The 13,442-nt window shown below is 35.9% G+C and carries 12 protein-coding genes; 9 read left to right on the top strand and 3 right to left on the bottom strand.

The window, feature by feature from the left end; all coding sequences use genetic code 11:
- Positions 1-39 precede the first annotated feature (39 nt).
- From IPJ83_04800 to IPJ83_04765, 8 genes are all read left to right on the top strand, one after another.
- Positions 40-300: a hypothetical protein gene (locus IPJ83_04800; GenBank protein ID MBK7879860.1), complete on the top strand. Its 261-nt coding sequence runs from the start codon at positions 40-42 to the stop codon at positions 298-300.
- A gap of 101 nt (positions 301-401) precedes the next feature.
- A complete protein-coding gene (locus IPJ83_04795; protein MBK7879859.1) occupies positions 402-797 on the top strand; it encodes a hypothetical protein in 396 nt (131 codons plus the stop codon).
- Between the two features lie 106 nt (positions 798-903).
- Positions 904-2,574 (top strand): T9SS type A sorting domain-containing protein, encoded by a 1,671-nt coding sequence (locus tag IPJ83_04790; GenBank protein MBK7879858.1) that lies wholly within the window; start codon positions 904-906, stop codon positions 2,572-2,574.
- Between the two features lie 28 nt (positions 2,575-2,602).
- Positions 2,603-4,318 carry a metallophosphoesterase gene (locus IPJ83_04785; protein MBK7879857.1) on the top strand — a complete coding sequence of 572 codons (1,716 nt, stop codon included), beginning with the start codon at positions 2,603-2,605 and terminating at the stop codon, positions 4,316-4,318.
- An 18-nt stretch (positions 4,319-4,336) separates the two neighbouring features.
- Positions 4,337-5,560, top strand: coding sequence for a T9SS type A sorting domain-containing protein (locus IPJ83_04780; GenBank protein MBK7879856.1), 1,224 nt, complete (start codon positions 4,337-4,339; stop codon positions 5,558-5,560).
- A gap of 33 nt (positions 5,561-5,593) precedes the next feature.
- Positions 5,594-7,234 (top strand): YHYH protein, encoded by a 1,641-nt coding sequence (locus IPJ83_04775; protein ID MBK7879855.1) that lies wholly within the window; start codon positions 5,594-5,596, stop codon positions 7,232-7,234.
- A gap of 55 nt (positions 7,235-7,289) precedes the next feature.
- Positions 7,290-7,799, top strand: a complete 510-nt coding sequence (locus IPJ83_04770) for a HupE/UreJ family protein (protein ID MBK7879854.1) — start codon at positions 7,290-7,292, stop codon at positions 7,797-7,799.
- A 7-nt stretch (positions 7,800-7,806) separates the two neighbouring features.
- Positions 7,807-9,003 (top strand): DUF1566 domain-containing protein, encoded by a 1,197-nt coding sequence (locus IPJ83_04765; GenBank protein ID MBK7879853.1) that lies wholly within the window; start codon positions 7,807-7,809, stop codon positions 9,001-9,003.
- A 545-nt stretch (positions 9,004-9,548) separates the two neighbouring features.
- Here the strand turns inward: IPJ83_04765 and rsmI are convergent.
- Genes rsmI through IPJ83_04750 form a run of 3 tightly spaced genes read right to left on the bottom strand, consistent with a single transcriptional unit; the run spans position 9,549 to position 11,175 of the window.
- Entirely contained in the window at positions 9,549-10,214 is a 666-nt protein-coding gene (gene rsmI / locus IPJ83_04760; GenBank protein MBK7879852.1) for a 16S rRNA (cytidine(1402)-2'-O)-methyltransferase, read from the bottom strand.
- Positions 10,214-10,474 carry a phosphoribosylformylglycinamidine synthase subunit PurS gene (gene purS / locus IPJ83_04755; protein ID MBK7879851.1) on the bottom strand — a complete coding sequence of 87 codons (261 nt, stop codon included), beginning with the start codon at positions 10,472-10,474 and terminating at the stop codon, positions 10,214-10,216. Before purS ends, rsmI begins: the two co-directional genes overlap by 1 nt.
- Positions 10,471-11,175, bottom strand: a complete 705-nt coding sequence (locus IPJ83_04750; GenBank protein MBK7879850.1) for a CDP-alcohol phosphatidyltransferase family protein — start codon at positions 11,173-11,175, stop codon at positions 10,471-10,473. The genes purS and IPJ83_04750 overlap by 4 nt, the downstream gene beginning before the upstream one ends.
- A gap of 178 nt (positions 11,176-11,353) precedes the next feature.
- Between IPJ83_04750 and IPJ83_04745 the strand changes: the two genes are divergently transcribed.
- Positions 11,354-13,435 carry a gliding motility-associated C-terminal domain-containing protein gene (locus IPJ83_04745; GenBank protein ID MBK7879849.1) on the top strand — a complete coding sequence of 694 codons (2,082 nt, stop codon included), beginning with the start codon at positions 11,354-11,356 and terminating at the stop codon, positions 13,433-13,435.
- Positions 13,436-13,442: the final 7 nt, after the last annotated feature.

The following is a 13,442-nucleotide window of genomic DNA, read 5'->3' as shown; positions in this document are numbered from 1 at the left end:
AAAATAAATATCGTCTATATTGTAAAAACCATTGGAATTATGTCCCTTTTAGATCAATTTGACCAACTTCAAGAAATTACTCCCTCTGAAAAATGGCGAGCGGGTATTATTAGCAAAATAAAAAAGGAGAGGAAAAATGAAAATAATCAGTTTAAAAGCTTCATTCTTAAGTTTGCTGCTTGCTTAATAATTACAATTAACTTGTATGCATTATATATTCATACTTCAAGAAGAAATGATGAATTAATAAGGGGGGACATGAAAACAATTTCAGCGGAATTATTCATTCCTATCCATTAATCTCAATTTTAATTACAATGGATATCTTTCAAAGGAATAAATTTCTTCTTATTTGGGTCATTATACTTGCTTTGTTTAATTTCATATTAGTCTATTTCATATTGAGCAATAATAAAGCAAGCATTGAATCATTTCCTCCAAAAAATGAATTCAAAAAGTTGGCATCAACTCTTAAGGAAAAATTATCATTATCTGCTGAACAGGAAAGTCAGCTACTCCAGTTAAGAGAAATGTTCTTTTATAAAGAATCAGAATTAAGCAAACTTATAAAAAGTCAAAGAGATTCCATGAACAAGGAAATGTTTCAGCAACATACAGATTCTGTTTTATTGAATAACCTGGCAAGAAGGGTTGCGGAAAATGAATATCTCATGGAATGCTTAAGAATTAGACAGTCAGTAGAATTAAAAAATATCTGCACTGAAGAACAATTGATGAAACTTGAATGGTTAGTTAAAGATATTAAGAATTATTTCAAACCAGAGAAAAGAAAATAATGTCAATTTCGGAAAAGAAATAAACCGATTAATTACTTAATTGGATCATAAAAAAAATAAGAAATTGCGAAATAATATATTAAAAAGTCACAAATAAACAATTTACATGAGTGCTAATGTCTTCCGTCAAATCTATTTTATCAAAATCAATAAAAAATTAAAATTGAGGAAAATCACATTTTCGATATTTTCATTTTGTCATTTAATTGCGTTTTCTCAAACAAAATCGATTATTCTTGGTCGCCCCACTGACAAAACTGTTACGGCAAGTATTTTATTTGACCAAAAAGTGGAGCATTATATAGAATACGGTAGCATTCAAGGTCAATACTCCATGTTAACTCCGACTATATCTAATCAAGCAAATTCTCCTGATGAAGTAGAAATTGAAAAATTATTGCCAGATACTAAATATTTCTACAGACTTAGATACCGAACCACTAAGAATACAAATTTTGAAGCAAGTCCGGAGTACAACTTTCATACACAGCGTGCACCAGGAAAAAGTTTCAAGTTTCTGATTGAAGCGGACGAGCATCTTTACGATAAAAAAGGAGTAAGAAGTTTATATAAAATCACCCTGGAAAATCAGGCTAAAGACAGCGCAGATTTTATGCTTTCATTAGGAGATACCTTTGGGGATGACCATACACCAAATGAAACTACCAGTGCAGACATGGATGCACTGCATAAAGATTACTTGCAATATCTTGGAAATGTGTGCCACTCAATGCCATTTTTCTTTTGTCTTGGTAATCATGAAGGAGAAAATGGATTTTATCTGAAACAAAATGCACCCAATAACATTGCTGTATATGGCACGCTATGGCGCAAATTTTATTATCCAAATCCATACCCAAACAATTTCTACAGTGGCAATATAAATCGGGAAGAACATGGCATGGATCTTCCAGAAAATTATTACGCATGGACTTGGGGTGATGCCTTATTTGTGGTTCTTGATGTTTACCGTGATTGTGATGTTAATGAAAAACCACAAAAATGGGACTGGACTTTGGGTGAAACTCAATATAAATGGTTAAAAAAAACACTTGAAACAAGCCCGTCAAAATTTAAATTTGTATTCGCTCATCATACAAGAGGGCAAGGAAGAGGGGCAGTTACGACCGCCACTGGTTTTGAATGGGGTGGATACGATGGAAATGTCTATAAATTTGATACTTATAGACCAGGGTGGGAATTACCCATTCACCAATTGATGGTAAAAAACAAAGTAAACATTTTCTTCCAAGGTCATGATCACTTGTATGCAAAAGAAGAACTGGATGGCTTAATTTACCAAGAAGTCCCTATGCCCAGTGATTCAACTTATCAAATTGGAGTTCTTGCAAATGCCGATGCTTATACTGATATTACACTGGATGGATCTGGCCACATCAGAGTAACTGTTAACCCTGATTGCGTTACAGTTGATTATGTCAGAGCATATTTACCAAAAGATACTGTGGGGGGAAAACATCGCAATAACGAGGTAGCATATACCTACACGGTCGGTAGTTGCACTACAGGCTTAAATGATACAAAAAAATATGAGCCCATTTCAGTATATCCAAATCCGGCTACCAACAAAGTACACATTTTGACAGAAAATAAGGATCAACAATTTAAAATCCAGATGTTGAATATTTATGGTCAATTAATCATGTCCAGTGAATCTAATGAATTAGATGTTTCTAGGATCCCAAATGGTGTATACTTAATTAAAATTGAATTTGAAAACCAAAAAATTATAAAAAAATTAATTGTCAAAAATTAAATTATCAATTTAAATTATTTCCAATTTTATGAAATATCATTTTATTATTTTATTGTTTTTTCTTGTTCTAGGGAATTATGCACATGCTCAAAGGTTAATTCATTCTGAATTATTAGGAAGACCAACCAACAACAGTATCACAATGCAGGCCTTTTTTGACAACCCAGTTGAAGCTTGTTTACAATATGGTACACAAAGTGGGGTTTATGGAAATCAAACAAATTGGTTTCGCGCAAACAGTAATGAGCCTGTTGAGATCATCATTTCAAACCTGGCCGCCAATACCAAATATTATTACAGAATGTGTTACCGTTCTCCAGACTCAATTAACTCAATATTTAGACCTGAATATTGCTTTCATACCCAACGTGATCCAATGAGCACATTTTCATTTGTAATACAGGCCGACCCACATTTGGACGAACAAAGCGATAGTCTGCTTTATAAGAGATGTTTGTTGAACCAATTGGAAGATAAACCGGATTTTATGGTTGACCTCGGGGATATATTCATGTCAGATAAATTAAAAAATAGTGCCGGTAAAATTACCCGCGACACAATTACTTACCGATGCCATTTAATGAGGTCCTACTACGAAAATTCCTGCCACTCAGTTCCATTGTTCATGGCATTGGGAAACCACGAGGGTGAATCAGGTTGGCAGTTGAACGGAACTTCAGAAAATATTGCAATTTGGGGAACACTTGAAAGGAAAAAATATTTTGTTAATCCGGCACCGGATAGTTTTTACACTGGGGATCTTACTGATCATAAATATGTAGGTCAAAGGGAAAATTATTATGCTTGGAATTGGGGTAATTCTCTTTTTATAGTGATTGACCCTTATTGGTATACTTCACCTAAACCTGATTCTTTAAACGGATGGCGTTGGACTCTAGGAAAAACTCAATACGACTGGCTAAAGACTACTTTAGAAAATAGTAACGCAACTTTTAAATTTGTATTTGCACATCAAATTATCGGTGGGGATCCAAACGGTCGCGGTGGAGTTGAATATGCAAACCGCTATGAGTGGGGTGGGAATAACCTGAATGGATCCTATGGATTCAACTCCAACAGACCAGGCTGGTATAAACCTATCAAAGATTTATTAACTGAGAATAGAGTAACTATCTTTTTCCATGGTCATGACCATTTTTTTGGCAAGCAGGAAAAAAACTGTCTAATCTATCAGGAAGTTCCTCAACCAAGTCATCCAAATTTTATTTCAGTCAATTATGCCCGTGACTATGGTTATCTTGAAGGACAAATCCTACCAAACTCCGGTCATCTCAGAGTAAGTGTTAATCCAAATGGGGTAAAAGTAGATTATGTCAGAGCATACCTTCCTAAAAATGAAACAAACAACCGTAAAAACAAAGATGTTTCAGCTACATATTTTATTGGAACCACCAACTGTTATGACACCATAATGACCAGCACTCCAGTAGTATGGAATACCAATTATGTTGATGAATTGGTTTTTCCAAATCCATTTGAAAAGGAAACAACAATTGAATTTGAATTATTGAGGTCAGAGCTCATAAATATATGTATCTTAAATTCTGAAGGAATTGTTGTAAATAAGCTAATCAAAGAAAAGAATATTGATGTAGGCAAATATCAGATTGTATGGGATGGGAAAGATTCGTTTGGCAATTTGCTTCCTTCCGGTATGTACTTCTATTCTATCACTGGAAAAAATTTAAATGAAAAAACAGGCAAAATATTTTTAAAAAGATAACCCAAATAATTTATCATAATGAAAATAATAAAAATACTATTTTGCTCTATATTTTGCAGCTTAATAGTATCAGGCCTTTTTTCCCAAGGAACCTATAATGGATCAGGCTCAGTCACTAAAGGAAGGGGCATAACAACCAATCCAAATATATTTTCTGGCTGCCCAGGTTCAAGAGTGAGTGCCATTGGTACCATTACTTCTCTGGATAAAAAAAACTGGATCCTTCCGGCCGAAAATAATTTTCTCGGTGCAGTAAAATTATCTGACTTGTATAATGAATGTAACAATGTTAGACCGGCAAATCTTAATGGAGTAAATTTAAACAACGTTCCGATTACAGAAATTGATTTTAACGGGGACATTATTACTGGTTTTATTTTTAGTGACAACTATTTTGAATTATACATCAATGGAAAAATAGTTGGTGTAGACCCAGTGCCATATACACCATTCAATTCTTGTATCGTCAGGTTTAAAGTAAAAAGACCTTATACGATTTCAGTTTTGTTAATTGATTGGGAAGAAAATCTGGGCTTGGGAACCGAAAACAACAATGGAAATTTATTTCATGCCGGAGATGGTGGATTTATTGCACAATTTAGCGATGGCACAGTAACCGACACCAGCTGGAGGGCACAAACATATTATATTGCACCTATAGAAAATTTAAGCACAATCGTTGAATTGCCGGATAGCACCAGGTCGACGGCTTCTGCAAGCACCTCTCCATCTTGCAAAGACAGTTGTTTTGCCATCCACTATAACATTCCCAAAGACTGGAATAACAATTTTTTTAATGATTCCGCATGGCCTAAAGCAAAAACATATTCTGCCAATCAGGTCACCAATTCTGTATCCTATACCAATTTTGCTTCAACAGCTTGGAAAAATGCTGACTTCATATGGACTTCTAATTTAATTTTAGACAATATAGTGCTTGCCAGAAAAACTGTTGGCAATCTAACAGGAACAAGTAATTTAGCAGATGTTCCATTTATTCAAATTGAAAATCCATTTTTTGAAAATATTATTTTGAATTGTAATGCAATTTTGAATAATGCCGAAATCCGATTAACAGATTTGTCTGGACGTGAAATTCAAAATTGGAATACTGTGCGCAAAAACAATAATGAAAAAATAGAACTCAAAATTAATACTGAATTATTGGATGGAATTTATATTTTAACTATAAAGGATAAGAATATATACAAAGCTGTCAAATTAATTCATTGTAAAAAATAATGTGATTTTTTTAATTAATAAATTACTTGAATTATGAAAAATTTATCGTTTAATACCTCAATGCATTTCATAGCAATTTTTCTTTTCAGTTTTTCCATAAGCTTCCATGCATTTGGTCACAACCTGGATATAAAAGCATTGACTTCCAGGGAATGGTCTGTAAGCAAAACTCCTGTTAAGGCTTCATTTCTTATGAAAAAAAATAATTTAGTCTATTTAGAAAGGGAGAATGGAATAACTCTGTCTGTATTTTTTTCAAATTTATCTGCATCTGATCAGCAATATGTCAACCATCGAATGAAGGCAATTGAAAAAATGAATAGGGAAATAATATTGCCTGCCCAAAATGGAAATATTTTAAATGATATTGATCCACAGAAGCCATTTTTAGTAATTCTGTTTATTTCATTCCTGGCTTTGATAACCATTTTTATAAAAAGAAAAAATAGTATAAAATATGCGTGGTACATAATAGGTGTTGGTCTATTTTCTACTCTATACAGCTTCACTGTCAAAGCTCCTGTGTCTGGATTTTTTTGTACAGGGACCAATCCTTTGACAATTGATTCTGCTTTTGCCCCTTTCAAACCTCATGTAGCAACCAGATGGGATGCTACTTATTTTTATGTTGAATCCAATGGTATTCCTACCACACACCCCATGATGAAAGGAATTACAGGCTGGCAGCAACAGTTTCCTATTCCTCAATGCTACATCGGATCAAATGCCTGGAGTATTCCACTAAATCCAGAGATTGCTACTAATCCAGTACCTGTAAATCCTTCCCACTTCCTAAGAGGTGCCATCGCTTTAGCTGTTAATGGAATTGCTATCTTTAATCCATTTACCAATACTGGTGTGGATGCACTTCTTGATGGGCAGCTTGACCAGTGGGGAGGTCATTGTGGTCGTGCAGATGATTATCATTATCATATAGCCCCACTTCACTTATATGATGTAACCCAAAAAACGCTGCCAATAGCCTATGCACTGGACGGATTTGCAGTATACGGTGCATTCGAACCGGATGGGACCGCAATGCTTCCGTTGGATGCCAATCATGGGCATTATGGGCCAAATGGAATTTATCATTACCATGGTACAACATCCGCACCCTACATGATTGGAAAAATGGTAGGAAAAGTAACTGAAGACAACACTCTCCAGATTATCCCCCAAGCGCAGGCCAGTCCAATCAGACCTGCAGGAACTCCTCTTAAAGGAGCTGTAATTACAAGTTGTGAGCCAAATGGACCCAACGGTTATATTTTAACATACAGTTTATCCGGACAAACTTATAAAGTAAGCTATAGCTGGACTAATAATGGAACATACACTTTTAACTTCATCAACCCGAATGGATCCACTACATCAACATATAAAGGACACTTACCATGTGATTTAGCTACATTAATTGAAGAATTTGAATTGGAAAAAAATAAGATTGAAATTTTTCCTAATCCGGCAGAAAGGGAATTTTCAATTAATCTTCCACAGAATATAAATCCTGAAGACATTCAAAACATTTCTGTTTTTGACCAAACTGGTTCTCAAATTTTTGCCTCAAAAAATTATGTTAATAAAATTGAAACAGATAATTACGCCCCAGGAATTTATTTTGTTCATATTAAAATTCACGAATTTACCTTTGTAAATAAAATTATCATTAAATAAATAGATGCAAGTTTTCTGGGATTATATTGGCTTAGGCTTTAAGCATGTTCTGCCATTGGGTTATGATCATATTCTTTTTATTATCTCCATGTTTTTACTTAACTCAAAATTAAAGTCTTCCATAATCCAATGCTCAGTATTTACAATCGCACATTCTCTAACCCTTGCTTTAGCCACAATGGATTATGTGCCTTTCGATTCTAAAACAGTTGAAATTATTATAGCCCTTTCTATATTTGTTATCGCCTTTGAAAACTTTTTTCAATCCGAAATTAAACCCTGGAGAATGGTGATCGTATTTATATTCGGCCTTATCCACGGCCTTGGCTTTGCATCAGTATTAAAATTCATTGAGTTGCCTGAAGAAAATTTTATCCAAGCATTATTTGGTTTCAATTGTGGAGTAGAGTTGGCACAGGTTTGTGTCATTGCCATTTGCTATTTTTTAATTGCTAAATTTTTTAGTCATAAATTTTGGTATCGCACAAGCCTTGTCATTCCACTTTCAACCATTATTGCTGGATTGGGACTATTTTTTGCGATACAAAGATTTTTATCAAATTAAATCGATCATGAGAAAACTAATGTTTGCGCTGTCATTGCTGTTATATGCTAATTCGGCGTGGAGTCAAAATTTTCAAAAAACCATGAAGTTACTTCCGGGTACAGGTCAAATTACAAGTTACACTTCGACATTTGGTGAAGATGCTGACTACAACATTAACCCTCCATTTTTTAAATTAAACGGCGATGGAACCGTCACAGATACGGTTACAGGTCTGATGTGGCAACAAACAGATGGAGGGGAAATGACTGTAGAAAGTGCTATATCATATTGTGACACCTTAGCTCTTGGAGGTTATTCCAACTGGAGATTACCGAATTGTCATGAATCTTTCAGCATCCTCCATCATGACAAACCCAATCCAGCAATTGATACCAGGTATTTTACCAAAACTAATGCAGAATATTGGTGGAGTTCAGACAGACAATTGAATGATGTAAACAAAATATGGGTAACCAATGCAGGAGGAGGGGTTGGAAATCATGCTAAAACCGAAACAATAAGCGCGGGAGGGACGAAAAGATTTCATGTTCGTGCAGTCCGGGATGTTCAATCTCCGGAAATTCTTTCAGACCATTTTGTTAAAATGGGAAATGGCATCACAATCGATAAGTATACTGGATTAAGCTGGTTACAAGCACCGCTTCCCGATTCGCTGACATGGGAAAATGCTTTGTTAATGGCAGAGAATCTCTCATTTGGAAACTATGATGATTGGAGAATGCCAGATATTAAAGAACTCCAATCCATTAACTCAGAAAATTTTATGAATCCTTCTTTGGATCAAAATTACTTTCCTGGTGTTCGAATTGGAAAATATTGGGCTTCAACCAGTCTTCCAAATCAAACTTCTAAGGCCTGGTATCTTGATACAAGATTTGGAATAACAACTTACGAATCCAAAACTAATAAACTCTTGCTATTATGTGTTAGGGGTAATAAAATGTCATTAGGATTTGAAAATTTTAAATCTATTGATTATTCAGTCCAAATATTTCCCAATCCTACTAGCCATAGTATAAAAATTAAATGCTCAAAAACTATTGACTTGATTAATATTTCAGATAATTTAGGTCGAATAATTGCACAAATTTTTCCTCAAAGCAATGAGCTTATCTGGAATTTTGAGGAGCAGGGTATTTATTGTATTACTATTTTCAAAGATGGCAATAGAATTTCTAAATTTATTAATGTAATAAAGTAAACAAAGCTCACTTTTTTGCTTTTATTTCATCTCAAAATACATCATTCCAATTTGTAATTTTTGAAAGTTTATAGATATATTTTAAATAGGCATTGAATCTTTGAATGATGGCCAATAAAACTCTTAATTTCAATGCTTCACCATGCAGTTATCGCATTACATTAAGAGAAAAAAAGTTCACTAATTTTAAATGGATTTTTCTAAATCAATTGCTATTTCCTTTCATACCCATGAATCCTAAACCAGTAAATAGAATACTAAATTTTTAATTAAAAATTTTAGAATTCAGGAATTTAGAATCTTGAGCTAAGGATTGATTTTTTTACTTATTACCTCTTTAGACAATTTTAATTCTTTATAATTTAATTGCATTTAGCCTTAATGCATCTTTGGTAATTAATTTCTTTGACTTTCTAAAAAAATAAATCTAATTCGATTGGGAAGGAACCCAAAAAGGATTTTAAAATGAATAATAAAATATCATTAAAGCTGATTGTAGAAACAAGTCTTTTTGCTTATAAAAAAAATTCAAATAACAATATTGCTTATTCTTTACCACCAATCACAATCACCCATTCCCCTACAATTTTTTCTGACTGAAGTTGAATTTTAATTTCTTCCAGATTTCCGTGGATATGTTTTTCAAATAGCTTTGAAATTTCTTTTACAAAACTCGCTTGTCTTTGTGCACCAAAATGTGTGATAAGCTCATCTATACATTTCAAAAGCCTGTGCGGGGATTCATATATTACAATGGTACAGGGTAATTGTGCCAACCAAATATATTGGGTTTGTCTTCCCTTTTTCTGGGGAAGAAATCCTTGAAAAAAGAATCGGTCACAGGGCAATCCGGACGAAACCAAAGCAGGAACAAATGCAGTAGCGCCAGGCAATGCCTGTACTTCTATTTTATGCTGTCGGCATTCTCTTACCAACAAAAAGGCGGGATCAGAAATACCAGGAGTTCCGGCATCCGTTACCATGGCAATGTCCACACCAGACTTCAGTTTATCAATTACCCTTGGCGTTTGTTGGTGCTCATTGTTGGCATGAAAGCTCTGAAATTCCTTCTCTACCCCATAGGTCTTTAAAAAGGGTTTGCTGACCCGGGTATCCTCGGCAAGAATAAGGGAACATTGATTCAATACTTCAATTGCCCGGGGAGTCATATCGCCCTTGTTGCCAATTGGAGTCGGCACCAGGTACAACATTATCCTTCGATTTCTGAAAGTTCGAATCTATAGGTTTCAGTAATGAGATTGGTCAATAATTTTTTACAGGAAGAATCCACTACTTCTCTGGCACTTGCCTCATCAGATGACTCCAATACCATTTCAATGTGTTTGCCGATCCGCACATCTTTTACCCCATGAATGTCCATGTGACCAATATTTTTGGCCACCGTTTTTCCTTGTGGGTCCAGTAATTCTTTGTGCGGCATGATGTCTATTTTGGCAACAAACTTCTTCATAACGATGATGTGTTTTGGTTTTTATTTCTGAGTAAAAATAAGCTAATAATAACATGAGAAATGATCAACAAAGACAGAGAGAGCATACCTATCGCAAAATAACAAAGGATGCAAATCAAGTAAGCGATAACCATCGGATAATATTTGTACATCCAACTTTTTCCGGGAACCACCTTTATGATAGGAAGTCTGCTGATCATCAAGAGCGAAAAAATTATACTGCATGCAATAAGGAAAAAATCTTCCAGCATCCATTCGGGTAAAAAATTCCTTCCACCAAGGTAACCCATAAAAAACAGAGCCGTGGCGGGTACCGGAAGACCTGTAAAATGGGTGGGAATACCAGTTGTTTCAATATTAAATCGGGCCAAACGAAATGCAGCAAATACAGGAAGGATCAAACCAAAATAAGGCAATATTGTGTCCCCGTACATCCCGGTCCCATTGGATTCCATCAATTTAAAAATCATCAGGCCAGGAGCCAGTCCAAAAGATACAACATCCGCCAGTGAATCCAATTGAACACCAAGCAGGGAATCACTCCCCATCATTCTTGCCACAAATCCATCCAGAAAGTCTGCCAACAAACATCCTGCAAGCAATATCAATGCAGGCTCATAATGCCCTTCTACCAATTCAATACAAGCCATACATCCCAGGAACAAGTTAAGGGCCGTAATTAGATTAGGAAGGCTAAACATATTCGTATTTTACCCCACAAAACTAAGCCCAAACCTGGTGTCTAACCTAATCTTAGGGTTGAAAATCTACCATTTATGCAATTTAACTTAATTTTATGCATTATTTAGTGAAACTCATTGAAGCATTTTTGTTTAAATCTGAGTCATTAGTGTAGCAGAAATGCTAAAAAAAGGTCCTATGAATAAAAAACTGTCGCTATTAGTCTGTGCCCTGGCGTTTGGTGTAACCCTTGTGGCACAACCATCTTATGACAATTGCAACAGTCCCATCAAAATTGGCGACATCACTAAATATTGCAGCAAGGTTGGAGAATTCACCACCGTGGACGCTACACCTTCCGGTTATGGTGCAAGTACTTGTTGGAGCACCTCCCCTGGTGACGTTTGGTTTGCTTTTCGGGCATTTGCGTCAGACGTGAATATAACCATAATTGGAGCTAACGTTGCAGGCACTCCGGGCGGAACCCTTCGCACTATGCAAGCTGCCCTTTACAGTGGTGTTTGCGGCGGAACACTTCAGGAAATTAATTGTGGTACAGACAACAGGAATGCCGGAATTCTTTCTCTCTACGAAGGGGGACTTGTGGTGGGTAGAGATTACCTTCTTCGCATTGACGGAAGGTCTGCAGCTACCGGTACGTTTCAGTTGTGTATTAATAATTACTTTCCTCCTGCTCGTGCCGAACAAGATTGCAACAGGGCTACGATTATCTGCAACAATGCACCATTTGTCAATCAAACATTTTTTGGCGCTGGTGTGGATCGCGATGAAGCAGATGATTCATGTCTAGGAGAAGGAAACATTGGTACCTCAGAATCTCAATCTACCTGGTATAGCTGGGTAGCTGTTTCCGATTGTAAATTTACCTTTACCCTAACCCCTTTAAACCCGAGTGACGATATCGATTTCGCGGTTTATGAGTTGCCTAACGGAATCAATGACTGCAGCAACAAGAAAGTTTTGCGTTGCAATGCCACTGCACCTCCTTGTGCCGGACCTACCGGATTGAATCTGACTTCTACAGACCTGACTGAAAATTTTAATTGCAATGCAGGGGAAGATGGATTTTGTAAATACATTGATATGGAAGCAGGAAAAGCTTACACCATCTGTATCAACAATTTTACCAATACAGGTATAGGTTTTTCAATGGATTGGGGTGGTTGCGATTTTGTTGGACCAACTGCCGCATTCAACATTAATCCTCCTACCGGTTTGAAATGCGAAACGGATTTTATAGTAACCGACTCCTCGAGTTTTCTGGGAGGTAGAATCAGAAGTTGGGAATGGAACTTTGGGGTAGATGCCATTCCTGCAAAAGGATCAGGCCAAGGACCACATAAAGTAAATTATTTTTCTTTCGGTGAAAAGTTTCTAACACTGACATTAGAAACTGACCTGGGGTGTAAGATCACTGAAGTGAGAAGAATATTTGTAGAGCCATGCTGTGAAGACCTACCTACCTTGCGACTTGTGATCGACAGTATTTTTGATGTAAAATGTTTTGGTCAAAGTAATGGTCGGGTGGTGTTCAGAGGAGTTGCAGGAACTCCCTACAAAGATTCAGAGACCAATGAGCAGTTTTACCAGTTTAGTTTGGACGGAATAAATTTTGCCCCTTTGAAAGAGTTAAATAATTTACCTGCCGGCACGTATAAACTATATATTCAGGATGCAAAAGGCTGTATGAGTATGATAGATTTTACCATCAATCAACCTCCGCCGGTTGTTGTGGATGCAGGACCGGACCAAAGTGTTATTTTAGGAAAAACTGTAACCCTTTCCGCTTCTGTAAGTCCTTTGAATTTATATTCGTATCACTGGAGTACTTCAGAAATTTCCCCATGCACAGATTGTCCTTCCATCAGTTTTCTACCTAAAAACTCTGGATACCATTATGTCACTGCAACCGATGAAAATGGCTGTTTTGGAATTGATTCAGTCTATATTGCTGTTGAAAAAAAATATAAAGTAGTATTTCCAAATGTGATCTCTTCTAATGGCGATGGCATAAACGATCGTTTTAGAATTGTAAGTGATGAAAGTTTAGAAAAAATTGACCTGGTTGAAATTTATGATCGATGGGGTGGACGCGTCTACAGTCGTGAAGATGTTTCATTTTCAGATTTGGAGGCTCTTTGGAATGGAGATTTTAAAGGACGGCCTGTTGCACCGGGTGTTTTTGTATATCTTGTTCGAGCCCGTTTTATTGATGGCGTTACCAAAGATTATTCTGGTGACCTTACTGTATTGAGATGATCTTTCG

The sequence above is a fragment of the Candidatus Vicinibacter proximus genome, from assembly GCA_016713905.1.
Lineage (GTDB): Bacteria > Bacteroidota > Bacteroidia > Chitinophagales > Saprospiraceae > Vicinibacter > Vicinibacter proximus.
This window is presented reverse-complemented; position numbering and strand designations above follow the sequence as displayed.